We start from the raw sequence: 24,546 nt of genomic DNA on the forward strand, positions 1-24,546 counted from the left end.
AAATGACCGACTATAAAGCCACGCTAAACCTTCCGGACACCGCCTTCCCAATGAAGGCCGGCCTGCCACAGCGCGAACCGCAGATCCTGCAGCGCTGGGACAGTATTGGCCTGTACGGAAAGTTGCGCGAGATTGGCAAGGATCGTCCGAAATTCGTCCTGCACGACGGCCCTCCTTATGCCAACGGCACGATTCACATCGGTCATGCGCTGAACAAGATTCTCAAGGACATGATCATCCGCTCGAAAACCCTTTCGGGCTTCGACGCGCCTTATGTCCCGGGTTGGGACTGCCACGGCCTGCCGATTGAACACAAAGTCGAAGTGACCCACGGCAAGAACCTGGGCGCCGACAAGACCCGCGAGCTGTGCCGCGCCTACGCCACCGAGCAGATCGAAGGGCAGAAGTCCGAATTCATCCGCCTGGGTGTGCTGGGTGACTGGGACAACCCGTACAAGACCATGAACTTCAAGAACGAGGCCGGGGAAATCCGTGCCTTGGCCGAGATCGTCAAGGGCGGCTTCGTGTTCAAGGGCCTCAAGCCCGTGAACTGGTGCTTTGACTGCGGCTCGGCCCTGGCCGAAGCGGAAGTCGAGTACGAAGACAAGAAGTCCTCGACCATCGACGTCGCGTTCCCGATCGCTGACGACGCCAAGCTGGCCGAGGCCTTTGGCCTGGCAAGCCTGGCCAAGCCCGCCGCCATCGTGATCTGGACCACCACCCCGTGGACCATCCCGGCCAACCAGGCGCTGAACGTGCACCCGGAATTCACCTACGCCCTGGTGGACGTCGGTGACCGCCTGCTGGTGCTGGCCGAGGAAATGGTCGAGGCCTGCCTGACTCGCTACGAGTTGCAAGGCTCGGTGATCGCCACGACCACGGGCTCCGCGCTGGAGCTGATCAACTTCCGTCACCCGTTCTACGACCGTCTGTCGCCGGTGTACCTGGCTGACTACGTCGAACTGGGCTCGGGTACCGGGGTGGTTCACTCCGCGCCGGCCTACGGTGTGGACGACTTCGTGACCTGCAAAGCCTATGGCATGGTCAACGATGACATCCTCAACCCTGTGCAGAGCAATGGCGTATACGTGCCGTCGCTGGAGTTCTTCGGTGGCCAGTTCATCTTCAAGGCCAACCAGCCGATCATCGACAAATTGTCGGAAGTCGGTGCGCTGCTGCACACCGAAACCATCAAGCACAGTTACATGCACTGCTGGCGCCACAAGACCCCGCTGATCTACCGCGCCACCGCGCAGTGGTTCATCGGCATGGACAAAGAGCCTGTCGCCGGCGAAACCCTGCGCAAGCGTGCGATCAAAGCCATCGAAGACACCAAGTTCGTCCCGGCCTGGGGCCAGGCGCGCCTGCACTCGATGATCGCCAACCGTCCCGACTGGTGCATCTCCCGCCAGCGTAACTGGGGCGTGCCGATCCCGTTCTTCCTCAACAAGGAAAGCGGCGAACTGCACCCACGCACCGTCGAACTGATGGAAGTGGTCGCCCAGCGTGTGGAGCAGGAAGGCATCGAAGCCTGGTTCAAGCTGGACGCTGCCGAGTTGCTCGGTGACGAAGCGCCGCTGTACGACAAGATCAGCGACACCCTCGACGTGTGGTTCGATTCGGGTACCACCCACTGGCACGTGCTGCGCGGCTCGCACCTGATGGGTCACGAGACCGGCCCGCGCGCCGACCTGTACCTGGAAGGCTCGGACCAACACCGTGGCTGGTTCCACTCGTCCCTGCTGACCGGTTGCGCCATCGACGATCACGCCCCGTACCGCGAGCTGCTGACCCACGGGTTCACCGTCGACGAGAACGGTCGCAAGATGTCCAAGTCCCTGGGCAACGTGATTGCGCCGCAGAAGGTCAACGACACCCTGGGCGCCGACATCATGCGTCTGTGGGTGGCTTCCACCGACTATTCCGGTGAAATGGCCGTTTCGGAGCAGATCCTGCAACGCAGCGCCGATGCCTACCGCCGTATCCGCAATACCGCACGCTTCATGCTGTCGAACCTGACCGGCTTCAACCCGGCCACCGACATCCTGCCGGCCGAGGAAATGCTCGCCCTGGACCGTTGGGCTGTGGACCGTACCCTGTTGCTGCAACGCGAGCTGCAGGAACACTACGGCGAATACCGCTTCTGGAACGTCTACTCGAAGATCCACAACTTCTGCGTGCAGGAGCTGGGTGGTTTCTACCTCGACATCATCAAGGACCGCCAGTACACCACCGGCGCCAACAGCAAGGCCCGCCGCTCGGCGCAGACCGCGCTGTACCACATCTCCGAAGCGCTGGTGCGCTGGATCGCGCCGATCCTGGCCTTCACTGCCGACGAGCTGTGGGAATACCTGCCGGGCGAGCGTAACGAGTCCGTAATGCTCAACACCTGGTACGAAGGCCTGACCGAATTGCCGGCTGACTTCGAACTGGGCCGCGAGTATTGGGAAGGTGTGATGGCCGTCAAGGTTGCGGTGAACAAGGAACTGGAAGTCCAGCGTGCGGCCAAGGCCGTCGGTGGCAACCTGCAGGCCGAAGTCACCCTGTTTGCCGAGGAAGGCCTGACCGCCGACCTGGACAAGCTGAGCAACGAGCTGCGCTTCGTACTGATCACCTCGACAGCCAGCCTGGCACCCTTCGCCCAGGCCCCGGCTGATGCGGTCGCGACCGAAGTCCCGGGCCTCAAGCTCAAGGTCGTCAAGTCCGCCTTCGCCAAGTGCGCCCGTTGCTGGCACTGCCGTGAAGACGTTGGCGTGAACCCGGAGCATCCGGAAATCTGCGGTCGTTGCGTCGACAACATCAGCGGTGCCGGTGAGGTTCGCCACTATGCCTAAATCCAGCCGTTTCGGACGTCTGGGTTGGCTCGTACTGAGCTTGCTGGTCCTGGTCATCGACCAGGTCAGCAAGGCTCACTTCGAGGGCACCCTGGAAATGTTCCAGCAGATCGTGGTGATTCCTGACTACTTCAGCTGGACCCTGGCCTATAACACCGGTGCCGCTTTCAGCTTCCTCGCTGACGGTGGTGGCTGGCAGCGTTGGCTGTTCGCCCTGATCGCTGTGGTGGTCAGTGCGGTGCTGGTGGTCTGGCTCAAGCGCCTGGGCCGCAATGACACCTGGCTGGCTATCGCCTTGGCACTGGTGCTGGGCGGTGCGCTGGGCAATCTGTACGACCGCATCGCCTTGGGCCATGTGATCGACTTCATTCTGGTGCATTGGCAGAACCGCCATTACTTCCCGGCGTTCAACTTTGCCGACAGCGCCATCTGCGTTGGCGCAATCATGCTGGCGCTGGATATGTTCAAGGGCAACAAGCCCGGAGAAGCCGTAAATGACTGAACAAGTATTGGCCGAACAACGCATTGGCCAGAACACGGAAGTCACCTTGCATTTCGCACTGCGCCTGGAGAATGGCGACACGGTCGACAGCACGTTCGATAAAGCCCCGGCGACCTTCAAGGTCGGCGATGGCAACCTGCTGCCGGGTTTTGAGACGGCACTGTTCGGCTTCAAGGCCGGTGACAAGCGCAATCTGCAGATCCCGCCGGAAAACGCCTTTGGCCAGCCCAACCCGCAGAACGTACAAATCATCCCGCGTTCGCAGTTCCAGGACATGGAGCTGTCGGAAGGCTTGCTGGTGATCTTCAACGATGCGGCGAATACCGAACTGCCCGGTGTGGTCAAAACCTTCGATGACACTCAGGTGACCATCGACTTCAATCACCCGTTGGCCGGCAAGACCTTGACCTTTGATGTTGAAATCATCGACGTTAAAGCGCTCTAACTGACGAAACCGGTTCCTGTAGGCGCTGGCTGGCCTGCGATAGCAACGCCTCGGTGTACCAGTTGCACCGAGGCGTTGCTATCGCAGGCAGACCAGCTCCCACAAAGACACGAGGCCCAGCATGCAAATCAAACTCGCCAACCCCCGTGGCTTCTGCGCCGGGGTGGACCGGGCGATCGAAATCGTCAATCGCGCCCTGGAAGTCTTCGGCCCGCCGATCTACGTGCGCCATGAAGTGGTCCATAACAAGTTCGTGGTCGAAGACCTGCGCGCCCGTGGCGCCATTTTTGTCGAAGAACTGGATCAGGTGCCGGACGACGTCATCGTTATCTTCAGTGCCCATGGCGTTTCCCAGGCAGTGCGCACCGAAGCCGCAGGCCGTGGCCTGAAAGTCTTCGATGCGACCTGCCCGCTGGTGACCAAGGTGCATATCGAAGTGGCGCGCTATAGCCGCGACGGCCGTGAGTGCATCCTGATCGGCCACGCCGGTCACCCCGAAGTCGAAGGCACCATGGGTCAGTACGACGCCCGCAATGGCGGCGCGATCTACCTGGTGGAAGACGAAAAAGACGTCGCCGAGTTGCAAGTGCATAACCCTGAGAAGTTGGCATTCGTGACCCAGACCACCTTGTCGATGGATGACACCAGCCGGGTCATCGACGCCCTGCGTACCCGTTTCCCTGCCATCGGTGGGCCGCGCAAGGACGACATCTGCTATGCCACGCAAAACCGCCAGGACGCCGTCAAGCAACTGGCCGACGAGTGTGACGTGGTGCTGGTCGTCGGTAGCCCTAACAGCTCCAACTCCAATCGTCTGCGTGAACTGGCCGAACGCATGGCTACCCCGGCGTACCTGATTGACGGTGCCGAAGACCTGCAGCGCAGTTGGTTCGACGGTGTCGAGCGCATTGGCATCACTGCGGGCGCCTCGGCGCCGGAAGTCCTGGTACGTGGCGTGATCCAGCAGTTGCAGGCGTGGGGCGCGACAGGTGCCGACGAGTTGTCAGGGCGCGAAGAGAACATCACTTTCTCCATGCCCAAGGAGCTGCGGGTTCGTTCGCTGCTCTGAGCCCCAGATCATCGTAGCCCCGGCACAAGGCCTGCTCGGCCTTGTCGCTGCGCAGGCTGATGCGGCCGGTGGGCGCCAGCACCACTTGATGCAGGCTCAGCGGCTGGTCCGTTGAGCACACATGCACGGTGCCGGCGCGAAACCCACCCGCAGACAGCAGGGGTTCGCCCAAACCGCTGAAGCGAATCTGCGTGCGCACCGGGGTATTGCCCACAATGGGGATCCGCCCATTGTCCTGGCGTTCCAGCAGTACGGGGTTGTCGTCGTCCAGATGACCGCGGCCATTCATGTCCACCACCACCCTCCAGCCCCGACTCCAGTCATCATCCAGCGCGTGGATGATCACCGTTCGATTGCGCGCAATGGCCTGGGTGCGGGCATAGCGCAAGCCAGACGCCAGTGTCTGCGCGGCGCTCAGTCGCGTTTGTGAGTCCAGCAGGCTCTTGAAGCCGGGTACCGCCAATTGCGCCAGGATGCCGCTGACGATCAAGCCGAGCAGCAATTCGATCAATGTGAAACCGCGTTGTTTCATACCTCGTCCCTCCGTGGACCGTGTGCCTGAACTAGTTATAGCGGCACTGCGTGGGGGGGCAGTGATGGCCTTCCTGTCCAAAGTATTTCCCTTTATTCCGAGGGGCAGCGCGACGACAACAGCGGCGCTAGTCTTGGGCAACGCACGGCTATCTCGGCCGTCTGGATGACCCTCGACAAGGATGACGATGGCTATGCGAGCTTGCCTGGTAACGTCTTGTACACCCCCGACCGACGCGCAACAGATCGGTATGAGCCTGATCGAAGTGCTGGTTTCGCTATTGATTCTCGGCGTTGGCCTGCTGGGGGCCGGGCTGATCCAGCTGAATGCGCTCAAGTACACCGACAGTTCCAGGATGATCAGCCAGGCAAGCTTTGTTGCCTACGACATGCTCGACCGGATTCGCGCCAATGCCGCCGCCGACTATTCCTGGGGAGGCGACGATATCTCGCTCGCCAACACCTTGGCCGCGAGTGTCCGGGACCTGGACTTGCACGACTTCGAGGCCAATATCCGCCACTTGGCCGGCGATACCGGCAAAGGTTCGATTGCGATCAGCCAGCGCGAAGTCACCATCAGCATCAGTTGGGACGACTCACGCGCAGCCCATGCCGGCGGCGCCCGGGAAACATTCACCCTGACGAGTCGCGTCGCGGTCGATCCGAGGCCTGCGCGATGAGGCGCTCCAATACGGGTTTTGGCCTGGTCGAGGTATTGCTGGCGGCGACCCTGGGGTTGGTGGTGGTCCTGGCGGCCGTCCAGGTAGCGCTGGCCGCCCGAAGCACCGCAGCCAGCCAGCATGCCTCGGCGTTGTTGCAGGATGATGGGCGATTTGTCCTGGGCAAGATGATTCAGGAGATTCGCCTGGCGGGGATGTTCGGTTGCCTGTCCCTTCCCGCGATTGTTCAGGCGCCGGCTGACTTTTCCACGCCGATCAGTGTGGCGGTCAGCGGTGCCTCAACCAGCCTGACCCTGGTCACTGGCGATGTCGGCGGTCAGGGCAGTCGGCCCGACTGGACCGTGCTCAGTAATTGTGTCGACAGCGCCCAGGCCTACTCGGGGGTACCGCCCAAGCCTGGTCCTGGGCAGATTGCTTTCCCGGTTCGCAAACTGACCTACACCTTTGAGTCAGGGCAGTTGAAGCTCAGCACTCCGACAACGCCGGCCAAGGCGGTGCTGGTGGATAACGTGGGGGCGTTTGAGTTGAGTTTCGGGGTGGCCAGCCGGCCAGGGTCCAGTGTCGTGAGCCGCTATGACAGCCATCCCGGCGACGAGTCGCTGATCCGCAGTGTGCGGGTGATGTTGACGCTGCGCGATCCGCTTGGTCGCGTGCGGGACCAGGTCTACAGCGTCGTCGCTGCCGTGCGTAATCGTCTTGAATAGCGAGTGCCGGGTACCGGCCCCTGGGCAGCGCGGCATGGTGCTGTTGATCAGCCTGGTATTGCTGCTGTTGTTGACGGTTATCGGCCTGGCTTCGATGCAGGGCGCGACGTCGCAGGAACAGCTCGCCGGCAGCCTCAGGCATCGCAACCAATCGTTCCAGGCGGCCGAAAGCGGGCTCAGGCGCGGTGAGTCGGCTGTACAGGCGCGCGGGTTCGGTTTGCCGGCCTGTCAGTCGCTGGTGACCTGTGCCCCGCCGAACGAGGCGTATGCCATCAGCCAGCCAGGCGTCGATCCAGTCTCGGCTATCACCTGGGTCGGCATGAAAGCGGGTGTGTACGGTATTCAGAACCTTGGCCCCGCTAGCGGGTTGGCACATTTGCCGCCCGACACCCCGGCGACGTTGTATCGGGTTACGGCAGTGGGGATCAGTGGCCAATCGCGCACCGTTCTGGAAAGCGTCTATGCGCGGGTAGCCGCGGATGCTGATGCCAGTGAGCGATTCCGGCGAATTCTATGGCGACAACTCCAGTAGGTAATCATGACGATGAGCGGCAATTGCAAGGGGTTCACTTTGATCGAGTTATTGATCGCGCTGGCGATCATTGCCACCTTGGCGGCGGTGATTTATCCGGGGTACGCCGCCCACGTGAAAAAGGCTTACCGCACAGAAATCGTCGGGCTGCTCACGGAGCAAGCCCAGCATCTGGAGCGCTATTACGTGAGAAATGGCACTTTTATTGATGCTAGCGGCGTCAGCACCGGCAATGATCGCTATAGAATCACGGTGATGCTGAACCCCCAGGATTTCACCCTGACTGCGACGCCTTTTGCTGACGCGATGCGGGGTGATCCTTGTGGTGAGTTCAGTTTGACCAGCACTGGCACGCGGGCCAATCCCGGCGCCGCACCCGGCACCACGCGTCAGGAGTGCTGGGGGCGATGACGCTGGTGGGCGACGGGGTGCCTGGAGCACTCCTTTCTTTTTATGAGCTGGATCGAACAATGACCAAGCAACAGCAAGTCGTGGTTGTGGGTGGTGGTGTTATCGGGCTGTTGACGGCGTTCAACCTGGCAACCCAGGGGCTGACGGTGGTGGTGCTTGACCGTTCGTCGGTTGGGCAGGAGTCTTCCTGGGCCGGTGGCGGGATTGTTTCGCCGTTATATCCCTGGCGCTACAGCCCGGCCGTCACGGCGCTGGCCCATTGGTCCCAGGATTTTTACCCGCAATTGGCCCAGCGCCTGTTTGCGGCCACCGGCGTGGATCCCGAGGTTCATACCACGGGCCTGTATTGGCTGGACCTCGATGACGAGGCCGACGCCCTGGCCTGGGCTGCGCGGGAAGGTCGGCCCTTGAGCAAGGTGGATGTGTCGGCCGCCCGTGACGCGGTGCCGGTATTGGGCGCGGGGTTCGCCGAGGCTATCTATATGGCGAACGTGGCCAATGTACGCAATCCACGCTTGATCAAGTCCCTGAAGGCGGCGTTGCTGGCATTGCCGGGTGTGACCCTGCATGAGCAGTGCGCGGTACAGGGCTTTATCCAGGAGGGCGGCAGCATTGTCGGGGTCAATACTGCGCAGGGCGAGGTGCGAGGCGACCAGGTAGTGCTCGCGGCCGGTGCCTGGAGTGGTGAGCTGCTCGCCAGCCTGGGGCTGACGCTGCCGGTGGAGCCGGTCAAGGGCCAGATGATTTTGTACAAGTGTGCTTCGGACTTTCTGTCCTGCATGGTCCTGGCGAAGGGGCGCTATGCGATTCCCCGCCGGGACGGACATATCCTGATTGGCAGCACGCTGGAGCATGAAGGTTTCGACAAGACACCGACCGAATCGGCTCTGGACAGCCTCAAAGCCTCGGCTGTGGAACTGATTCCGGCCCTGGCGGATGCCAAGGTGGTGGGGCATTGGGCCGGTTTGCGGCCTGGTTCGCCGGAGGGCATTCCCTATATCGGCAAGGTGCCAGGGTTTGAAGGGCTGTGGCTCAACTGCGGGCATTACCGCAATGGCCTGGTATTGGCGCCTGCGTCTTGCCAGTTGTTTGCTGACTTGCTGCTGGGGCATAAGCCGGTGATCGACCCGGCCCCTTACGCGCCCACTGGTCGGATATAAACCGGGGCGCCTACCGTTCCAGAGGACTCAGCGCTCGATAGACTTCGGACCCTGCTCCAGATGCGCCTGGGTGCAATACCAGTCCTGGCGCTGGCTCAGTGCCCGGTCCTGCGGCAGATGCACGCCACAGTGTGCACAGCGAACCATCGGCGCGGCGCCTTGTTCGCCGGGCTGTTGCTGCGTCGAAGCGGGGCGCTTGAACTTGCGCCAGAACCATACCGCAGCAGCAATCAGGGCAATCCAGAACAGTAAACGAACCATGGCAGGCAGCTTCTCAACAGGGAATCCGGCAGTTTAGCCAAGGATGTTAGCGGCGCACAGGGTAATAAAGTCGCGCCATGAAAAAAGGAGCCCCGAGGGGCTCCTTCTTGCGCTGCCAAGACGGGTTTCAGTCAAAGACACCGAACGTCATGTAGCTGAACCACGAGCGATCCTGGTTGTTGCCCAGGGCTTCTGGTGCTTCTTCCTCGATCACGTCGCCGTTCTCGTCATGGGGCTTGAGCTCCGACGGAATGGCGTCCTTGGCATCCTGGTACTGCTTGAGGATGTCCTGGTTGGCGCGGGTTTCGCCCGGCGGCAGCGGTGGACGGGACTCGATCATGCCCAGGGTGTACTTGCTCAACCACGAGCGGTTGTCCGCTTCGGCAACCTGCGGCACAAACTGGCCGTCTTGCAGGCTAGGGTGGTCCGGGTAGTTGAGTTTCAGGGTCTCCAGGCTGGTAGCGGCCAGGGTATCGAGGTGCAGGCGCTGGTAAGCCTCGGTCATCACTGCCAGGCCGTCACCCACGGAAGGGGTTTCCTGGAAGTTCTCCACCACATAGCGACCACGGTTGGCGGCGGCGACATAGGCCTGGCGCGTCAAGTAGTAGTGGGCTACGTGGATTTCGTAGGAAGCCAGCAGGTTGCGCAGGTAGATCATGCGCTGCTTGGCGTCCGGCGCGTAGCGGCTGTTGGGGAAGCGGCTGGTCAGCTGGGCGAACTCGTTATAGGAGTCGCGCGCGGCACCTGGGTCACGCTTGGTCATGTCCAGCGGCAGGAAGCGCGCCAGCAGGCCAACGTCCTGGTCAAACGAGGTCAGGCCCTTGAGGTAGTAGGCGTAGTCCACGTTCGGATGCTGCGGGTGCAGGCGGATAAAACGCTCGGCAGCGGACTTGGCAGCTTCCGGCTCGGCGTTCTTGTAGTTCGCATAGATCAGTTCGAGCTGGGCCTGGTCGGCATAGCGTCCAAACGGATAACGCGACTCCAGGGCCTTGAGTTTGGCCGTGGCGCTTGTGTAGCTATTGTTGTCCAGGTCGGCCTGAGCCTGCTGGTACAGCTCGACTTCACTGAGGTTTTCGTCGACGACGTCCTTTGTTGACGAGCAAGCAGCAGTCATGGCGAGGATGGCGATCAGCAGCAGGTGTTTCACTTGCATGGCGGCTTGCGTCCCTATGACGGCCGCTGTCTTGGGCGGGGCCGTCCTGTTATGATGAGCGCCCCGATGAAAGCCTCGGGGCAAAAGACGCCGTATTTAACCACAAGCGCGCAGCCGAAACCAAAGGCTGTGCCACGCCTAGTCTGAGCATGTCCGATAAAATTGAACTTCGCGCAGAGGTGCCGTCCGAATTGGGCGGCCAACGCCTCGATCAAGTCGCCGCACAACTATTCGCTGAGCACTCGCGCTCGCGCCTTTCCGCCTGGATCAAAGACGGCCGCCTGACTGTGGATGGAGCGGTTATCCGCCCGCGAGACATAGTGCATGGCGGTTCGGTTCTTGAGCTGACTGCCGAGCAGGAAGCCCAGGGAGAATGGATCGCCCAGGACATCGAGCTGGATATCGTCTATGAAGACGACGACATCCTGGTGATCAACAAACCCGCAGGCCTGGTGGTTCACCCGGCGGCCGGGCACGCTGATGGCACCTTGCTCAATGCCTTGTTGCACCATGTGCCGGACATCATCAACGTCCCGCGCTGCGGCATCGTCCACCGCCTGGACAAGGACACCACTGGTCTGATGGTCGTGGCCAAGACCATTCAGGCGCAGACGCAGTTGGTCACACAATTGCAGAGCCGCAGTGTCAGTCGCATCTATGAGTGCATCGTGATTGGTGTGGTCGTAGCCGGTGGCAAGATCAACGCGCCTATCGGTCGTCACGGCCAGCAGCGCCAGCGCATGGCGGTGATGGAGGGCGGCAAGCAGGCCGTCAGCCACTACCGCGTGCTGGAGCGTTTCCGTTCCCACACCCATGTGCGGGTCAAGCTGGAAACCGGCCGTACCCACCAGATTCGGGTACATATGGCGCATATCAACTTCCCGTTGGTCGGCGATCCGGCCTACGGTGGTCGCTTCCGTATTCCGCCGGCCGCCAGTGTGACCATGGTCGAGTCGCTGAAGTCGTTCCCGCGCCAGGCGCTGCATGCACGCTTCCTGGAACTGGATCATCCGACGAGCGGTGAGCGGATGAGCTGGGAATCGCCTCTGCCCGACGATTTTGTCTGGTTGCTGTCGTTGCTCAAGCAGGACCGCGAGGCCTTTGTCGGATGAATGACTGGCTGATTCCTGACTGGCCTGCGCCGGCCGGGGTCAAAGCCTGCGTCACCACCCGTACGGGCGGCGTCAGTCTGGCGCCGTTCGACAGCCTCAACTTAGGCGATCATGTCGAGGACAGCCCCGAAGCTGTGCTTGAGAATCGCCGTCGTCTCACCGCCGCATTTGCTATCCAGCCCGCCTGGTTGCGCCAGGTTCATGGTGTGGTCGTGGTCGAGGCCGATCCGGGACGGATTGCCGAGGCCGACGGCAGTTGGACCGGTACGCCCGGCATCGCCTGCACGGCGATGACCGCCGATTGCCTGCCGGCCTTGTTTTGCAATAAGTCCGGAACTCGTGTTGCTGCCGCCCATGCCGGTTGGCGTGGCCTGGCGGCGGGTGTGCTGGAAGCGGCCGCCGACAGCCTGGATGCTGCGCCTGCCGACGTACTGGTGTGGTTGGGCCCGGCGATTGGCCCAAAGGTCTTTGAAGTCGGCCCGGAAGTGCGTGAAGCCTTTATGCAGCAACACCCGCAAACCGCGCAGGCTTTCGTTCCCAGCCACAACCCTGGCAAGTTCCTGGCTGATATCTACCAGCTGGCGCGCCTGCGCCTGGCTGCGCGTGGTATCACCGCTGTCTACGGTGGCGGTTTGTGCACTGTGACCGACCCGCGCTTCTTTTCTTACCGGCGCAGCCCGCGTACCGGTCGATTTGCCTCCCTGATCTGGCTCGAACGCTAGACTCTCCTGATCCATATCAAGCATTGCCGGCTTGAATGTTCCAGAATCCCCCCCATCTATAGGGGTATCTGGCAGGTTTCTTCATTCAGGATGCGTTTCTCGCGAGCAAGCTCGCTCGCACATAGCTCCGGCCTGCTCAAAAGGAAGGTGACTAATGCGTATTGATCGTTTAACCAGCAAATTACAATTGGCGTTATCGGATTCCCAATCCCTGGCCGTTGGCCTCGACCATCCGGCCATCGAGCCCGCGCACTTGATGCAGGCACTCCTCGAACAGCAGGGTGGTTCTATCAAGCCCCTGTTGATGCAGGTGGGCTTCGACGTCAACAGCCTGCGCAAGGAGTTGAGCAAAGAGCTCGACCAACTGCCGAAAATCCAGAATCCGACGGGTGACGTGAATATGTCCCAGGATCTGGCGCGCCTGCTTAACCAGGCCGATCGCCTGGCCCAGCAGAAAGGCGACCAGTTCATCTCCAGCGAACTGGTGCTGCTCGCCGCCATGGATGAAAACAGCAAGCTCGGCAAGTTGTTGCTGGGCCAGGGCGTGAGCAAAAAGGCCCTGGAAAATGCCATCAACAACCTGCGCGGCGGCGACGCGGTGAATGACCCCAATCATGAGGAGTCGCGCCAGGCCCTGGACAAATACACCGTCGACCTGACCAAGCGCGCCGAAGACGGGAAGCTGGACCCGGTAATCGGGCGTGACGACGAGATTCGTCGCACCATCCAGGTCCTGCAGCGCCGCACCAAGAACAACCCGGTGCTGATCGGTGAGCCTGGGGTGGGTAAAACCGCCATCGCCGAGGGCCTGGCCCAGCGCATCATTAATGGTGAAGTGCCGGACGGCCTCAAGGGCAAGCGTTTGCTGTCCCTGGACATGGGGGCTTTGATTGCCGGTGCCAAGTTCCGTGGTGAGTTTGAAGAGCGCCTGAAATCCCTGCTTAACGAGCTGTCGAAGCAGGAAGGGCAGATCATTCTGTTTATCGACGAACTGCACACCATGGTCGGCGCCGGTAAAGGTGAAGGCTCGATGGACGCAGGCAACATGCTCAAGCCTGCACTGGCTCGGGGTGAGTTGCATTGCGTGGGTGCTACCACGCTCAACGAGTATCGCCAGTACATTGAAAAGGATGCGGCCCTTGAGCGTCGTTTCCAGAAAGTCCTGGTGGAAGAACCGAGCGAAGAAGACACCATCGCGATCCTGCGTGGCCTGAAAGAGCGTTATGAGGTCCACCACCGCGTGGCAATCACTGATGGCGCGATCATTGCGGCGGCCAAGTTGAGCCATCGCTATATCACTGATCGTCAGTTGCCGGACAAGGCCATCGACTTGATCGACGAAGCGGCCAGCCGGATTCGCATGGAGATCGACTCCAAGCCTGAAGTGCTGGATCGCCTGGAGCGCCGCCTGATTCAACTGAAAGTCGAATCCCAGGCGCTGAAAAAAGAAGACGATGACGCGGCGAAGAAACGCCTGGAAAAACTCCAGGAGGAAATCGGCCGTCTGGAGCGTGAGTATTCGGACCTGGAAGAAATCTGGACCTCGGAAAAAGCCGAAGTGCAGGGTTCCGCACAGATCCAGCAGAAGATCGAGCAATCGCGCCAGGAACTGGAAGCTGCCCGCCGTAAAGGCGACCTGAACCGCATGGCCGAGTTGCAGTACGGGGTGATCCCGGACCTAGAACGCAGCCTGCAAATGGTCGACCAGCATGGCCACAGCGAAAACCAGTTGCTGCGCAGCAAGGTGACCGAGGAAGAAATTGCCGAGGTTGTGTCCAAGTGGACCGGCATTCCTGTGTCGAAAATGCTGGAAGGCGAGCGTGACAAACTGTTGCGTATGGAAAGCCTGTTGCACCAGCGCGTGATTGGCCAGGAAGAGGCCGTGGTGGCAGTGTCCAACGCGGTGCGGCGTTCCCGCGCCGGCTTGTCCGACCCGAACCGTCCGAGCGGCTCGTTCATGTTCCTCGGCCCGACCGGTGTGGGTAAGACCGAGCTGTGCAAAGCCCTGGCCGAGTTCCTCTTTGATACAGAAGAGGCGATGGTGCGCATTGATATGTCCGAGTTCATGGAGAAACATTCCGTGGCTCGTTTGATCGGGGCGCCACCAGGCTATGTGGGCTACGAGGAAGGCGGCTACCTGACCGAAGCGGTACGGCGCAAGCCTTACTCGGTAATCCTCCTGGATGAGGTCGAGAAGGCCCACCCGGATGTGTTCAACGTGTTGCTGCAGGTGTTGGAAGATGGCCGGCTGACGGACAGTCACGGACGTACCGTGGACTTCCGTAATACGGTGATCGTGATGACCTCCAACCTGGGCTCGGTACAGATCCAGGAGATGGTCGGTGATCGTGAAGGCCAGCGTGCTGCGGTAATGGATGCGCTGACCAGCCACTTCCGCCCGGAATTTATCAATCGGGTCGATGAGGTAGTGATCTTCGAGCCTTTGGCGCGGGATCAGATCGCCGGTATCACCGAGATCCAACTGGGCCGCCTGCGCAGCCGTCTGGCAGAGCGCGAGCTGATGCTGGAACTGAGCAGCGAGGCTTTGGACAAGTTGATCGCCGTCGGTTACGACCCGGTGTATGGCGCGCGGCCGTTGAAGCGTGCGATCCAGCGCTGGATCGAGAACCCGTTGGCCCAACTGATCCTGTCGGGCAGCTTTATCCCGGGGACCAGCGTCAAGGCCACCGTGGAAAACGACGAAATCGTCTTCCACTAAGCCCGAATTGGGTGGTTATGAGCAAAGGCCCCGCATTGCGGGGCCTTTTTTTTCGATAGGGCGTTGAACTGTAAGGCAAAGGCTTGTAAAGTGCGCCCCGCAGCAACGTCAGCCCACGGGTTTCTTCTCCCCAAGGAGAAATCAGAAAGAAGCGCAAATCATTGTCTTAAAAGCAATTTAAAGGGTTGACAGGGGTTTTTAAGATTGTAGAATAGCGCGCCTCAGAGACACGAACGTAGCGATACGGACAAGTCGAAGAGAAGGTAACAAGCAGCACCGTAGTACTTTGAAATATGTAGTTCCGTGATAGCTCAGTCGGTAGAGCAAATGACTGTTAATCATTGGGTCCCAGGTTCGAGTCCTGGTCACGGAGCCAATTTCAAACCGGGGTATAGCGCAGTCCGGTAGCGCGCCTGCTTTGGGAGCAGGATGTCAGGAGTTCGAATCCCCTTACCCCGACCATATTTGGGTCGTTAGCTCAGTTGGTAGAGCAGTTGGCTTTTAACCAATTGGTCGTAGGTTCGAATCCCACACGACCCACCATTTTTGAGACCAGTTAACGCTGGAATCGAATCTTAAGATCAGAGGCCAAAAGTCCTGATCGAAGAAGGCGACTTGAAAAGGTCGCCTTTTTTTTACCGGGGTATAGCGCAGTCCGGTAGCGCGCCTGCTTTGGGAGCAGGATGTCAGGAGTTCGAATCCCCTTACCCCGACCATATTAAAAATCCTCGTATCGAAAGATACGGGGATTTTTTTTGTCTGCGCAAAACCTGAAGGTGCATGGTGATCAAAGGTGGGAGCTGTCTCGCCCTGCGAGGGCGGCGTCACTGCCAGCCTTTATGTCGCCTGGCACACCGCTATCGCAGCCTCGCAGGGCGAGACAGCTCCCACAGAGGGGGCAGGGCGCGCATGCTTACAAAATCGCCTCGCTTGCGCCCCGTCCGGAACCGTATTGTCAGTGAAGTTTGAGCCGCGGCTCGGTGCCCCGTCCGATTTTGCTGCCCAGCATCAACATCATCGTGCGGAAGAACCCGTACAACGCCATCTGGTGCATGCGGTACAGCGACACATAGAACATCCGCGCCAGCCAGCCTTCGAGCATCACACTGCCGGTCAGGTTGCCCATCAAGTTACCCACAGCCGAAAAACGCGACAGCGAGATCAGGGAGCCGTAATCGGTGTACTTGTAGCTGGGCAGCGCCTTGCCGTCGATGCGCAACTTCAGCGATTTAGCCAGCAGCGACGCCTGCTGGTGCGCCGCTTGCGCCCGTGGCGGAACGTTGCGGTCGGTGCCCGGTTGCGGGCAGGCCGCGCAGTCACCGAAGGCGAAGATATTCTCGTCACGGGTAGTCTGCAGGGTTGGCAGCACCTGCAGTTGGTTGATGCGGTTGGTCTCCAGGCCGTCGATGTCCTTGAGGAAACCTGGCGCGCGAATCCCCGCCGCCCAGACCTTGAGGCTGGCAGGGATCACCTGGCCACTGCTGGTAATCAGGCTGTCGGCGGTGACTTCACTCACGGCCGAGTTAGTCATGACCGTCACCCCAAGCTTTTCCAGGGTTTTATGCACAGGCCCGCTGATTCGCTCTGGCAGGGCCGGCAATACCCGGGGCCCGGCTTCGATCAGGGTGATGTACATGTTTTCCGGCTTGATCCGGTCCAGGCCATAGGCCGCCAGTTCGTGGGCCGCATTGTGCAGCTCGGCGGCCAGTTCGACGCCGGTGGCGCCAGCGCCAACGATTGCCACGCTGATCTGTTCCACCACATCGGTTTGCCCGGCATGGGCGCGCAGGTAGTGGTTGAGCAATTGCTGGTGGAAACGTTCGGCCTGCTTGCGGGTATCGAGGAACAGGCAGTGCTGCGCCGCGCCTTCGGTACCGAAGTCATTGGTGGTGCTGCCGACGGCAATCACCAGGGTGTCGTAACCCAGCACGCGCGCAGGCACCAGTTCCCGGCCTTCTTCATCGAGGGTCGCGGCCAGCTGGATTTTCTTCTGTTCACGATCGAGCCCGCTCATGCGCCCCAGCTGGAACTCGAAGTGGTTCCATTTTGCCTGGGCAACATAATTGAGTTCGTCTTCAGAGGAGTTCAGCGAGCCGGCGGCCACCTCGTGCAGCAGGGGCTTCCAGATATGGGTCAGGTTGGTATCCACCAGCGTGACACTGGCGGTACCGCGCTTGCCCAGAGTCTTACCCAGGCGGGTAGCCAACTCCAGGCCGCCGGCGCCGCCGCCGACGATAATAATACGATGGGTCATGGGGGTATCTCGCAAGGCTAAAAGAAATCGGTGCAGTTACCCGAGCGAGCGCCAGGCAGCTCATAGCGTCAGGTAACTCAAAAGGCGGCTCAGGACGCCCAGGCCAATCACCACAACCAGTACCACCCCAAGGAGCAGCCACGGCCGGAAAGGCTTGCGCTCAACCTGGTGCTGGGACAGTTGCAGGTACTCTTCGACATGTTGTTGGTCGTCAGGGTTCAGGCGGCTGGTCATAAAGGCCTCGTCAGGGAGACGTTGCAAAAGGGCATCACGTTACAGGCTGATACCCACATCGAACACTATGCTGCGCCCCAGGTTGTTGCGCAAGAAATCCGGTGCGTCGGGATGGGCGAACAGCACCCGCGCAAAGGTCGGGCCGACCAACGACAGCGAGCGCCAGCCCTGGCGCAGGTATTCGGTGGGCGGCGGGAAATGGCTGTTGAGGTCCAGTACTTCGCGCTTGAGGCTGGCGAAGGCGATGATATCCAGCTCCCCGAGGTCCATGCCGCGTTCTTTGTAGTTATGGGCTTTCTTGCGCAGGGTCGGGGCCAGGCGCAGCAGGAATTCATGAGCGGGAATGCGCCTGGGCTTGGCCTCGCGCCGCACCAGTTGGCTCAGGGAAAAAGCGCTGCGCCGACGCACCAGTTCGTCGCGCCACTCGTCATTCAGGCGCCGGCCTTCATCGAGGACAAAAAACACTTCGAAGCTGGCATCGCGAAACAGTACGTCCGGCGGCTCCTGACCGGCGGCATGAAACTCTTCGGCGCGGTAGGGCACATTCAGGCCTTGTAGCAGGCGCTGGCAGACCCAACGCTCACGCTCCCATTTGCGGGCATTGGACAGGAACGCGTTGGCTTGTTCGGCCGCTATGGTGAGCAGGCGCAAATAATCTGAGTCATCCATGCTTGCAGCTTAGCGTTCAAATGATGACTGCAGGAAGTCCCGTGTGAAAAGGCTCGGTGTAGACTGGCGGTTCTGTCGACGGTTTTGCACAAGGAGTTCGCGGTGAAGTTTTTGCTTACGGTGTTGCTCAGCCTTTTGCCCCTGTGGGCCCAGGCGGTTGAACTCGGGGAGCGGCTGGCGCCGTGGACCCTGCTCGATCAATTCGACCAGGCCTATACCCTGGATAACCAGGCGCAGGTCTTGCTGGTGGCGCGCAGCATGGATGCCGCCAAGTTGGTGGATGCGGCCTTGCAGGGCCAGCCCAAGGGGTATCTGGAGGCGCGCCATGTGGTGTTTGTCGCCGATATCCAGCGTATGCCGAGGCTGATCGCCAAGCTCTTTGCCGTCCCGGCGATGCAAGCCTACAACTACCGGGTGATGCTTGACCGTGATGCGCGGATCGCTCCGCGTTATCCGGCGCCTGTGGATAAAGTGCTGTGGTTGCAACTCGAAGACGGCAAGCTGGTTGCGCGCCATGAATACGCGACTGCCGCCGAGCTGCGCCAGGCCCTGGAGCAGGTGCAGCCGTGATCAGTGCCGCCGTGCTGGCGCCGCAAACCCTGTGGCTGGGCTGGCTGCTGTATGCGCCGGTAATTGTCTGGGCGATCCTGCGCTCGTCCTGGGTCGAACTGTTTGCCGACCGGCGCCGCCAGCACCTGTTGTTTGGCACGGTGTTCGCGCTGTTCATGCTGTGGCTGGTGCGTCGGGACTTCGATACCGGGGTGTCCTACCACTTTATCGGCATGACCGCCGTGACCCTGCTGCTCGACTGGCCCTTGGCGATTGTCGGTGGGCTGGCGGCACAGTTGGGCCTGGTGCTGCTCGGGCGCCAGGACTTGGCGGCGGTCGGGGTCAATGGCGCGCTGCTGGTCCTGCTACCGGTGTTGGTGACAGAGACGTGCGCGCTGCTGGTGGAGCGGGCGCAGCCGCGCAATCCTTTTGTGTATATCTTTTGTTCGGGTTTTTTTGCCGCTGCTCTGTCGGCGTTGTTGTGCCTATTGGCGGGCCTGGGCCTGCTGTGGCTGGACGGCCGCTTCGCCATGCCGGAGTGGATCGAGGATTTTATCGGTTACCTGTGGCTGATCATCTTTCCCGAAGCCTTTATCAACGGCACCGTGATCAGTGCGCTGGTGGTGTTTTGCCCGGAGTGGCTTGAGACGTTCAACCGCACGCGCTACCTCTCGGCGCCCTGGAAAGACGACAATTCGCGCCCTTGATCCAAATCAAGGGTGCCACGCAAAAGTGGTCGCATGCTCTGCGAAACTTCCAGGAGCACGATCATGAGTGTGTACGAGTGGGCACGGCAGGAGTTGCGCAGAAGCCAGGACGCAGCACAGGAAATCGGTTTTGACCCGGGTCTGAGCCTGCGCGCCTTGCTCAGCGCGGTGGTGCAGCAGAGCAAAGGCGTGCGCAGTGCCGAAGACCTGGCCGACGAGTTGCAATTTCTCGCGGAAAACCTCGACGACCAGCAGGATTACGGCTTTATGCGGCCTTAGTGGGCGCGCGGTGGCAGGTCTTCGGAGAACAATTCGTCTTCGGCGTCCGGGCTGACCGGAATCTTGTGTTCTTCCGCAGCCCAGGCGCCCAGGTCGATCAGTTTGCAGCGATCCGAGCAGAATGGCCGGTTGAGGTTGGTCGCTTTCCATTCCACGGGGGCGCCGCAGGTTGGGCATTCGACGGTCAAGGGTTGGCTCATGTTCGGCCTCCACGCAAAGTAAGGTAAAAGTGGTGCAGTCGCTCGACCTCGGCCTTTAGCCAGGCCAGGTCCTGATCATTGACCAGTACATCGTCGGCTTGGCGCAAACGGTCTTCCCGTGAGGCCTGGGCCTTGAGAATCGCCTGCACCTGTTCTTCGCTGATGCCATCGCGCAGCAGGGTACGCTGAATCTGCGTTGCTTGCGGCACATCGATCACCAGGATGCGCTGGGTCATGGTGTGCTGGCCCGACTCGATCAACAACGGCGACACCAGGATCGCATAGGGTGAGCGGGCGCGGGCCAGATGGCTACGGATCTCGTCGGCAATCAACGGATGCAGCAGGGCCTCAAGCCACAGGCGTTCTTGCGGCGCCTCGAAAATGCGCTTGCGCAAGGCCGCGCGATCCAGTTGGCCATCGGGCAGCAGGATCTCGCCGCCGAAGTGCTCGGCAATCCTCGCCAGCGCCGGGCGGCCGGGTTCCACCACCCAGCGCGAGGCATGGTCGGCGTCGATAAGGTCCACGCCAAGGTCGATAAAGTGCTGGGCCGCAGCGCTTTTACCGCTGCCGATGCCGCCCGTCAGGCCAAGAATCCAGGGTGTTGCGACAGAAGTGGTCATCTGAAACCGACAGACTGCAAATAGAAGTCGGTTATTTGACCACCCCAGAGCAATGCAATCCAGCCGGCAATCGCCAGATAGGGACCAAAAGGCAAGGGCACTGACGTCTGCGCGTTGCGTATGCGCAAGACAATCACCCCTGCGATCGCACCCACCAGCGATGCCAGCAACAGCGTCAGCGGCAGGATCTGCCAACCGCCCCAGGCACCGAGCAGGGCCAGCAGCTTGAAGTCGCCATAGCCCATGCCGTCCTTGCCGGTGCACAACTTGAACAGCCAGAACACCGACCACAGGCTCAGGTAACCGGCAACCGCGCCCAGCAGGGCATCGGGCAGGGTCGTGTACAACTCGAAATAATTGAGGATCAACCCCAGCCACAGCAGTGGCAGCACCAGCACATCCGGCAGCAGTTGGTGATCGGCGTCGATCAGGCTCATGGCCAGCAAGCCCCAGCTCAAGAACAGCACGCCAGCGGCTGGCCAGCCGAAGCCGTAATGCCAGGCAATAAATGCCGAAAGCAGCCCGCACGCCAGTTCGGTCAGCGGGTAGCGTGGGCTGATGGAACCGTGGCACTGCGCGCAGCGCCCCCTCAGCAGCAAGTAGCTGAGCACCGGGATGTTTTGCCACGGGCGAATCGGCTGTGAGCAGTGCGGGCAGCAGGAGTTGGGGTGCAACAGGTTATAGGTCGGGCCGCCGGATTCCGGGGGCAGGCCGAGTATTTCATGGGCCTGGGCGCGCCAGTCGCGCTCGAGCATTTTTGGCAGGCGCCAGACCAGCACGTTGAGGAAGCTGCCGACGATCAGCCCCAGCACCAGTGAAGCCCAGACGAACAGCCAGGGATGGAGGGTCAGGAGGAGGTCCAGGGTCATGTTCAAAACGCCGTGCCGAGCTGGAAGATCGGCAGGTACATGGCGATCACCAGCGCCCCGACAATGCTGCCGAGCACCACCATGATCAGCGGTTCCATCAGGCTGGTCAGGTTGTCCACCAGGTTGTCGACGTCCGTTTCATAATGGTCGGCGACCTTCTCCAGCATGCTGTCCAGTGCGCCCGATTCTTCGCCGATGGCTGTCATCTGGATCGCCATGCCAGGGAACAGGCCGCTGGCGGTCATAGTTCGATTCAATTGCATTCCTATTGCTACGTCCTGGCGCATACGCGTGACTGCTTGTTTGAAGCGTTCGTTGCCGGCGGCTCCCGCCACTGAATCCAACGCCTGTGCCAGCGGTACGCCGGCGGCAAAGGTGGTGGCGAGGGTGCGAGCGTAGCGGGCGACAGCGGTTTTTTTCAGCAGTGTGCCTGCCAATGGCACTTTCAACAAACCAGCGTCCAGCCACAGACGAAAACCACTGTGTCGACGATAGCTGCGACGTATGCCCCAAGTAGTCGCCACCACGGCCAGCAACAGCATCCACCACGCGCTTTGCATGAATTCGGACAGCACAATAACCAGCAGGGTAAAGCGCGGCAGCGGCGTGTCGATGCCGGCGAACAGGCTTTCGAACTGGGGCACGACGTGGATCAGCAAGATACTGCTGACCAAGGTGGCCACGAGCAGGACCACCAGTGGATAGGTCATGGCTTTCTTGATCCGGGCCTTGAGGCGTTGGCTTTTTTCCAGGTGGGTGGCGACCCGCTCCAGCAGGGTTTCCAGGGTGCCGGCCTGTTCGCCGGCCGCGATCAGGCTGCAATACAGGGCGTTGAAGCACTGCGGTTGTTTCAATAACGCGCCGGTCAGGCTGTTGCCGGCGGCAATCTCCTGCTTCAATCCCTGGACCATTGTGCGCATGGCCCGGTTTTCAAAGCCTTCGCCGATCATGTCGAAGGCTTGCAGCAGGGGGATTCCCGCCTTCAGCAGGGTCGCCAGTTGGCGGGTGAACAGCGCAACATCGGCTGGGGTGATGGGGTTGCGCAGGCCAGACAGGAGGCTGGAGCGCATCTGGACCCGAACCGGGTTGATCCCTTGCCGGCGCAATTGGGCCTTGATCACGGCCGGGCTATGCCCGCGGGTTTCGCCGGACACCTTGCGGCCATTGCGCAGGGTGCCTTCCCAGGCGTAGGTGGCGGTGGGGGCCGGGTTTACGGTGACATCATTCATGGGGTGCTACGGCTCATCGACAGGTGACGATTTACAGCTTAGTCAGGGCTGTGTGTCCGTCAGGCGATTGGGCAAGGGAAAAATGTCAGATTGTGCGTCTTGTGAGGGCCTGGCCCGGCGCGGATGAGTACACTGGCGCGGTTGTTGAGGGCAGGGCGCAGGAGGTGCCTTGCGATGGGTTTTATTCTGGAGAGTGAATGTGATGCGTCAGAACGGCTTTACTTTGATCGAGTTGTTGATCGTCGTGGCGATCATCGGCATCTTGGCCACGATTGGCCTGCCCATGTATACCAAGCACCAGGCCAAGGCCAAGTTCACTGCGGGGTTGGCGGAAGTCTCGGCGTTGAAGGCGGGCTTCGAAGACACCTTCAACCAGGGCACGGCACCCACGCTGGCGCTGATCGGCGGCACCAGCCCGACCGCCAATTGCGTGATCAGCGTGGCGGGCGATGTGGTTGCGGGGACGGGTTCGATTGCCTGTGAGATCCTCGATGCGCCTGCGCCTGTCCAGGGCAAGCTCATTACCCTGGCGCGCAGTGCCAGTGACGGTTGGAAGTGCACCACCAACGCTGACGAGCAGTACGTTGCAAAGGGTTGCACGGCTGGCAACTGAGCCCGGGCCACCTAAATCAGTGATGGGGGCCTGGCGTGACGGGCTCCCAGGCACTTCACAGGGAAGTAAGGGGTGCCCATGACGTTATCCGTGCAACAGCGAGGAAGCGTGTTTTTGGTGATGGCGCTGAGCCTTTTGCTGTTGGGCATCACCCTGTCCTTCAGTGGTCATGACTGGCAGCGTGTGCTGCAGGTCGGCGTGGCTGTGTGTGCGTTGCTCTATGGCCTGGCGACTCCCGCCGGGCGCCTGGTCGATAGACCCACCGCTATCGGCCTGGGGCTGGTGTTCGGCCTGGGCCTGATCTCTTCGTTGTTGGCCCACCAGCCTCTCTGGGCGTTGACCGAATGGGCGCTGATGATCACCTGCGGGGTGATTGCCGCAGCTTTTGCCCGCTTGCGACGCAATGGCGATCAAACCCTGGATCAGGTGCTGATCCTGTTTGTGTTGCTGCTGTGCCTGATCAAGAGCCTGCAATATGGGTACGCGGGCGTCCTGGCGTTTACCAGTGGCGAACCGACACTGGACACCGACCTGCTGCTTTCCGGGTTCTCCAACAAGCGCTTCTACGGCCAGTTCCAGACGTTTACCTTGCCCTTGCTGGCGTTGCCGCTGCTGCTCACGGGCACCTCGCGGTTGGCGCGTGGGCTGGTGTTCGCCCTGTTGTGTGCATGGTGGTTGATTGCAATCAGTGGCGGCACCCGTGGCACCTGGCTGGGCTTCGGCGTTGCGGCACTGGTCCTGGCTTTTCTGGGGGCGGCGGGGCGTCGCTGGTTGACCTGGCAGCTGGCTGCGCTGTGTGGCGGGCTGGTTTTATACGGGTTGTTGTTCACGGTGTTGGCGCCTTACCTGGGGCTGGAAATTGCCAGTCTTTCCAAGGACCGCCTTACCACCAGCCTTTCGGGTCGTGAAGTGATCTGGTGGCAAGCCTGGGACATGATCCGCGAACGGCCGTGGCTCGGTTTCGGGCCGATGCACTTTGCCGATATCCCCAACCCGATTGCTGCCCATCCGCACCAGGCAATCCTGCAGTGGGCCAGTGAATGGGGTGTGCCCTCGGCCCTGTGCGTCGCGTTGCTGGCGCTGCGCGGCGGCTGGGCCACACTGAGGGTCATTCATCGGCAAGGGCCGTCAGGGGCACCGCAAGACCTGCTGCGCCTGTGTCTATTCGCCGCGCTGCTGGGCGCGACGGTGCAGGCGATGGTCGACGGGATTATCGTGATGCCCTATTCGCAACTGTGGTTGGCGCTGGTGGTGGGTTGGTTGATGGCATTGCATCCGTGGCGCACGCCGGTTGTCGAGCCGATGCCGCTGTTGCGCGGGGCGTGGCAGGTGTCGGCTGTGCTGTCGGTGGCGTTGCTGGTATTTGTCGTGTACCGCGACCTGCCAGGCGCCACCGAGCGTAGCCAGCACTATATCGACATTGCCAAAAGCCATCTGCAGCCGCGCTTCTGGGTCCAGGGAGTCATTGCGCCGCACATTCGGTAAGTT

27 protein-coding genes and 4 tRNA genes are annotated in these 24,546 nt (G+C 61.1%); 21 read left to right on the forward strand and 10 right to left on the reverse strand.

The genetic code is table 11. The features are described 5' to 3' along the window. The first annotated feature begins 2 nt into the window (after positions 1–2). The 4 genes from ileS to ispH all read left to right on the forward strand — a co-directional run bounded on the left by ileS (position 3) and on the right by ispH (position 4,850). Positions 3–2,834 carry an isoleucine--tRNA ligase gene (ileS, locus tag HBO24_RS04510; RefSeq protein WP_115129035.1) on the forward strand — a complete coding sequence of 944 codons (2,832 nt, stop codon included), beginning with the start codon at positions 3–5 and terminating at the stop codon, positions 2,832–2,834. Then, positions 2,827–3,336: a signal peptidase II gene (gene lspA, locus HBO24_RS04515; RefSeq protein ID WP_057958393.1), complete on the forward strand. Its 510-nt coding sequence runs from the start codon at positions 2,827–2,829 to the stop codon at positions 3,334–3,336. The genes ileS and lspA overlap by 8 nt, the downstream gene beginning before the upstream one ends. 7 nt (positions 3,337–3,343) lie before the next feature. Beyond that, complete coding sequence (fkpB, locus tag HBO24_RS04520; RefSeq protein ID WP_169959852.1) at positions 3,344–3,781, forward strand: FKBP-type peptidyl-prolyl cis-trans isomerase; 438 nt, start codon at positions 3,344–3,346, stop codon at positions 3,779–3,781. 121 nt (positions 3,782–3,902) lie between these two features. Then, the gene (gene ispH / locus HBO24_RS04525) at positions 3,903–4,850 is read left to right on the forward strand and encodes a 4-hydroxy-3-methylbut-2-enyl diphosphate reductase (protein ID WP_057441092.1); all 948 of its coding nucleotides are present in this window, start codon (positions 3,903–3,905) and stop codon (positions 4,848–4,850) included. Here the strand turns inward: ispH and HBO24_RS04530 are convergent. After that, entirely contained in the window at positions 4,804–5,382 is a 579-nt protein-coding gene (locus tag HBO24_RS04530) for a GspH/FimT family pseudopilin (protein WP_057444403.1), read from the reverse strand. The two genes, ispH and HBO24_RS04530, sit on opposite strands and share 47 nt — an antisense overlap. A 187-nt stretch (positions 5,383–5,569) precedes the next feature. Here HBO24_RS04530 and pilV point away from each other — a divergent pair, with 187 nt between their 5' ends. Genes pilV through thiO form a run of 5 tightly spaced genes read left to right on the forward strand, consistent with a single transcriptional unit; the run spans position 5,570 to position 8,868 of the window. After that, positions 5,570–6,061 carry a type IV pilus modification protein PilV gene (pilV, locus tag HBO24_RS04535; protein ID WP_170059352.1) on the forward strand — a complete coding sequence of 164 codons (492 nt, stop codon included), beginning with the start codon at positions 5,570–5,572 and terminating at the stop codon, positions 6,059–6,061. Next, complete coding sequence (locus HBO24_RS04540; RefSeq protein ID WP_057441088.1) at positions 6,058–6,765, forward strand: hypothetical protein; 708 nt, start codon at positions 6,058–6,060, stop codon at positions 6,763–6,765. Before pilV ends, HBO24_RS04540 begins: the two co-directional genes overlap by 4 nt. Before the next feature lie 34 nt (positions 6,766–6,799). Beyond that, positions 6,800–7,297, forward strand: a complete 498-nt coding sequence (locus tag HBO24_RS04545) for a PilX N-terminal domain-containing pilus assembly protein (RefSeq protein ID WP_169959851.1) — start codon at positions 6,800–6,802, stop codon at positions 7,295–7,297. 12 nt (positions 7,298–7,309) lie between these two features. Continuing rightward, on the forward strand, positions 7,310–7,708 hold the full coding sequence (locus tag HBO24_RS04550; RefSeq protein ID WP_170059353.1) for a type IV pilin protein: 399 nt from the start codon (positions 7,310–7,312) through the stop codon (positions 7,706–7,708). 59 nt (positions 7,709–7,767) lie between these two features. Next, positions 7,768–8,868: a glycine oxidase ThiO gene (thiO, locus tag HBO24_RS04555; protein WP_115129029.1), complete on the forward strand. Its 1,101-nt coding sequence runs from the start codon at positions 7,768–7,770 to the stop codon at positions 8,866–8,868. A 27-nt stretch (positions 8,869–8,895) separates the two neighbouring features. Here thiO and HBO24_RS04560 read toward each other — a convergent pair whose 3' ends face one another. After that, a complete protein-coding gene (locus HBO24_RS04560) occupies positions 8,896–9,129 on the reverse strand; it encodes a PP0621 family protein (protein WP_057441079.1) in 234 nt (77 codons plus the stop codon). Positions 9,130–9,256: 127 nt separating this feature from the next. Continuing rightward, the gene (locus HBO24_RS04565) at positions 9,257–10,282 is read right to left on the reverse strand and encodes an outer membrane protein assembly factor BamD (protein ID WP_057441077.1); all 1,026 of its coding nucleotides are present in this window, start codon (positions 10,280–10,282) and stop codon (positions 9,257–9,259) included. A gap of 149 nt (positions 10,283–10,431) precedes the next feature. Between HBO24_RS04565 and rluD the strand changes: the two genes are divergently transcribed. The 7 genes from rluD to HBO24_RS04600 all read left to right on the forward strand — a co-directional run bounded on the left by rluD (position 10,432) and on the right by HBO24_RS04600 (position 15,551). Next, positions 10,432–11,394 (forward strand): 23S rRNA pseudouridine(1911/1915/1917) synthase RluD, encoded by a 963-nt coding sequence (gene rluD / locus HBO24_RS04570; RefSeq protein ID WP_029292014.1) that lies wholly within the window; start codon positions 10,432–10,434, stop codon positions 11,392–11,394. Next, complete coding sequence (pgeF, locus tag HBO24_RS04575) at positions 11,391–12,116, forward strand: peptidoglycan editing factor PgeF (RefSeq protein ID WP_170059354.1); 726 nt, start codon at positions 11,391–11,393, stop codon at positions 12,114–12,116. Before rluD ends, pgeF begins: the two co-directional genes overlap by 4 nt. A gap of 154 nt (positions 12,117–12,270) precedes the next feature. Then, entirely contained in the window at positions 12,271–14,835 is a 2,565-nt protein-coding gene (clpB, locus tag HBO24_RS04580) for an ATP-dependent chaperone ClpB (RefSeq protein WP_057441075.1), read from the forward strand. A 300-nt stretch (positions 14,836–15,135) separates the two neighbouring features. Continuing rightward, positions 15,136–15,211 (forward strand) — tRNA-Asn (locus tag HBO24_RS04585). A 9-nt stretch (positions 15,212–15,220) separates the two neighbouring features. After that, positions 15,221–15,297: transfer RNA gene (locus HBO24_RS04590), tRNA-Pro, on the forward strand. Positions 15,298–15,302: 5 nt separating this feature from the next. Continuing rightward, positions 15,303–15,378, forward strand: a tRNA-Lys gene (locus HBO24_RS04595). Positions 15,379–15,474: 96 nt separating this feature from the next. Beyond that, a tRNA-Pro gene (locus HBO24_RS04600) sits at positions 15,475–15,551 on the forward strand. A 239-nt stretch (positions 15,552–15,790) separates the two neighbouring features. Here the strand turns inward: HBO24_RS04600 and HBO24_RS04605 are convergent. From HBO24_RS04605 to HBO24_RS04615, 3 genes are read right to left on the reverse strand one after another with little or no spacing between them, the layout of a single operon-like run. After that, positions 15,791–17,089 carry an NAD(P)/FAD-dependent oxidoreductase gene (locus HBO24_RS04605; protein WP_057441073.1) on the reverse strand — a complete coding sequence of 433 codons (1,299 nt, stop codon included), beginning with the start codon at positions 17,087–17,089 and terminating at the stop codon, positions 15,791–15,793. A gap of 60 nt (positions 17,090–17,149) precedes the next feature. Then, on the reverse strand, positions 17,150–17,323 hold the full coding sequence (locus tag HBO24_RS04610; protein WP_057441071.1) for a DUF3094 family protein: 174 nt from the start codon (positions 17,321–17,323) through the stop codon (positions 17,150–17,152). A gap of 39 nt (positions 17,324–17,362) precedes the next feature. Continuing rightward, positions 17,363–17,992: a DUF1780 domain-containing protein gene (locus HBO24_RS04615; protein ID WP_057441069.1), complete on the reverse strand. Its 630-nt coding sequence runs from the start codon at positions 17,990–17,992 to the stop codon at positions 17,363–17,365. A gap of 102 nt (positions 17,993–18,094) precedes the next feature. On the opposite strand from HBO24_RS04615, the gene HBO24_RS04620 reads away from it, so the two are divergent. The 3 genes from HBO24_RS04620 to HBO24_RS04630 all read left to right on the forward strand — a co-directional run bounded on the left by HBO24_RS04620 (position 18,095) and on the right by HBO24_RS04630 (position 19,527). Continuing rightward, the gene (locus HBO24_RS04620) at positions 18,095–18,562 is read left to right on the forward strand and encodes a hypothetical protein (RefSeq protein WP_057441067.1); all 468 of its coding nucleotides are present in this window, start codon (positions 18,095–18,097) and stop codon (positions 18,560–18,562) included. Next, positions 18,559–19,248 (forward strand): energy-coupling factor ABC transporter permease, encoded by a 690-nt coding sequence (locus HBO24_RS04625; RefSeq protein ID WP_057441064.1) that lies wholly within the window; start codon positions 18,559–18,561, stop codon positions 19,246–19,248. The genes HBO24_RS04620 and HBO24_RS04625 overlap by 4 nt, the downstream gene beginning before the upstream one ends. Positions 19,249–19,311: 63 nt before the next feature. Beyond that, complete coding sequence (locus HBO24_RS04630; RefSeq protein WP_057441062.1) at positions 19,312–19,527, forward strand: hypothetical protein; 216 nt, start codon at positions 19,312–19,314, stop codon at positions 19,525–19,527. Here HBO24_RS04630 and yacG read toward each other — a convergent pair. Genes yacG through HBO24_RS04650 form a run of 4 tightly spaced genes read right to left on the reverse strand, consistent with a single transcriptional unit; the run spans position 19,524 to position 22,445 of the window. After that, positions 19,524–19,727, reverse strand: coding sequence for a DNA gyrase inhibitor YacG (gene yacG, locus HBO24_RS04635; protein ID WP_032861907.1), 204 nt, complete (start codon positions 19,725–19,727; stop codon positions 19,524–19,526). The two genes, HBO24_RS04630 and yacG, sit on opposite strands and share 4 nt — an antisense overlap. Beyond that, positions 19,724–20,347, reverse strand: coding sequence for a dephospho-CoA kinase (gene coaE / locus HBO24_RS04640; protein ID WP_057441061.1), 624 nt, complete (start codon positions 20,345–20,347; stop codon positions 19,724–19,726). Before coaE ends, yacG begins: the two co-directional genes overlap by 4 nt. After that, positions 20,344–21,210, reverse strand: coding sequence for an A24 family peptidase (locus tag HBO24_RS04645; RefSeq protein ID WP_057441189.1), 867 nt, complete (start codon positions 21,208–21,210; stop codon positions 20,344–20,346). The genes coaE and HBO24_RS04645 overlap by 4 nt, the downstream gene beginning before the upstream one ends. Positions 21,211–21,218: 8 nt before the next feature. Then, positions 21,219–22,445: a type II secretion system F family protein gene (locus HBO24_RS04650; protein ID WP_170044037.1), complete on the reverse strand. Its 1,227-nt coding sequence runs from the start codon at positions 22,443–22,445 to the stop codon at positions 21,219–21,221. Between the two features lie 202 nt (positions 22,446–22,647). On the opposite strand from HBO24_RS04650, the gene HBO24_RS04655 reads away from it, so the two are divergent. Both HBO24_RS04655 and HBO24_RS04660 read left to right on the forward strand, forming a co-directional pair. Then, entirely contained in the window at positions 22,648–23,058 is a 411-nt protein-coding gene (locus tag HBO24_RS04655; protein ID WP_170044120.1) for a pilin, read from the forward strand. Between the two features lie 78 nt (positions 23,059–23,136). Further along, a complete protein-coding gene (locus HBO24_RS04660; RefSeq protein ID WP_170044038.1) occupies positions 23,137–24,543 on the forward strand; it encodes an O-antigen ligase family protein in 1,407 nt (468 codons plus the stop codon). The last annotated feature ends 3 nt before the right edge of the window (positions 24,544–24,546 follow it).

The organism is Pseudomonas sp. WS 5410, from assembly GCF_012985645.1.
GTDB lineage: Bacteria > Pseudomonadota > Gammaproteobacteria > Pseudomonadales > Pseudomonadaceae > Aquipseudomonas > Aquipseudomonas shahriarae.

Excerpts from the sequence above, each read along its gene's own strand:
- HBO24_RS04615 (WP_057441069.1), bottom strand. The coding sequence starts at position 17,992 with ATGGATGACTCAGATTATTTGCGCCTGCTCACCATAGCGGCCGAACAA.
- HBO24_RS04530 (WP_057444403.1), bottom strand. The coding sequence starts at position 5,382 with ATGAAACAACGCGGTTTCACATTGATCGAATTGCTGCTCGGCTTGATC.
- HBO24_RS04550 (WP_170059353.1), top strand. The coding sequence starts at position 7,310 with ATGAGCGGCAATTGCAAGGGGTTCACTTTGATCGAGTTATTGATCGCG.
- HBO24_RS04630 (WP_057441062.1), top strand. The coding sequence starts at position 19,312 with ATGAGTGTGTACGAGTGGGCACGGCAGGAGTTGCGCAGAAGCCAGGAC.
- yacG (WP_032861907.1), bottom strand. The coding sequence starts at position 19,727 with ATGAGCCAACCCTTGACCGTCGAATGCCCAACCTGCGGCGCCCCCGTG.
- rluD (WP_029292014.1), top strand. The coding sequence starts at position 10,432 with ATGTCCGATAAAATTGAACTTCGCGCAGAGGTGCCGTCCGAATTGGGC.
- pgeF (WP_170059354.1), top strand. The coding sequence starts at position 11,391 with ATGAATGACTGGCTGATTCCTGACTGGCCTGCGCCGGCCGGGGTCAAA.
- HBO24_RS04610 (WP_057441071.1), bottom strand. The coding sequence starts at position 17,323 with ATGACCAGCCGCCTGAACCCTGACGACCAACAACATGTCGAAGAGTAC.
- pilV (WP_170059352.1), top strand. The coding sequence starts at position 5,570 with ATGGCTATGCGAGCTTGCCTGGTAACGTCTTGTACACCCCCGACCGAC.
- ileS (WP_115129035.1), top strand. The coding sequence starts at position 3 with ATGACCGACTATAAAGCCACGCTAAACCTTCCGGACACCGCCTTCCCA.
- ispH (WP_057441092.1), top strand. The coding sequence starts at position 3,903 with ATGCAAATCAAACTCGCCAACCCCCGTGGCTTCTGCGCCGGGGTGGAC.
- HBO24_RS04560 (WP_057441079.1), bottom strand. The coding sequence starts at position 9,129 with ATGGTTCGTTTACTGTTCTGGATTGCCCTGATTGCTGCTGCGGTATGG.
- coaE (WP_057441061.1), bottom strand. The coding sequence starts at position 20,347 with ATGACCACTTCTGTCGCAACACCCTGGATTCTTGGCCTGACGGGCGGC.
- thiO (WP_115129029.1), top strand. The coding sequence starts at position 7,768 with ATGACCAAGCAACAGCAAGTCGTGGTTGTGGGTGGTGGTGTTATCGGG.
- HBO24_RS04650 (WP_170044037.1), bottom strand. The coding sequence starts at position 22,445 with ATGAATGATGTCACCGTAAACCCGGCCCCCACCGCCACCTACGCCTGG.
- HBO24_RS04655 (WP_170044120.1), top strand. The coding sequence starts at position 22,648 with ATGCGTCAGAACGGCTTTACTTTGATCGAGTTGTTGATCGTCGTGGCG.
- HBO24_RS04605 (WP_057441073.1), bottom strand. The coding sequence starts at position 17,089 with ATGACCCATCGTATTATTATCGTCGGCGGCGGCGCCGGCGGCCTGGAG.
- HBO24_RS04545 (WP_169959851.1), top strand. The coding sequence starts at position 6,800 with ATGGTGCTGTTGATCAGCCTGGTATTGCTGCTGTTGTTGACGGTTATC.
- HBO24_RS04660 (WP_170044038.1), top strand. The coding sequence starts at position 23,137 with ATGACGTTATCCGTGCAACAGCGAGGAAGCGTGTTTTTGGTGATGGCG.
- HBO24_RS04565 (WP_057441077.1), bottom strand. The coding sequence starts at position 10,282 with ATGCAAGTGAAACACCTGCTGCTGATCGCCATCCTCGCCATGACTGCT.
- HBO24_RS04540 (WP_057441088.1), top strand. The coding sequence starts at position 6,058 with ATGAGGCGCTCCAATACGGGTTTTGGCCTGGTCGAGGTATTGCTGGCG.
- lspA (WP_057958393.1), top strand. The coding sequence starts at position 2,827 with ATGCCTAAATCCAGCCGTTTCGGACGTCTGGGTTGGCTCGTACTGAGC.
- clpB (WP_057441075.1), top strand. The coding sequence starts at position 12,271 with ATGCGTATTGATCGTTTAACCAGCAAATTACAATTGGCGTTATCGGAT.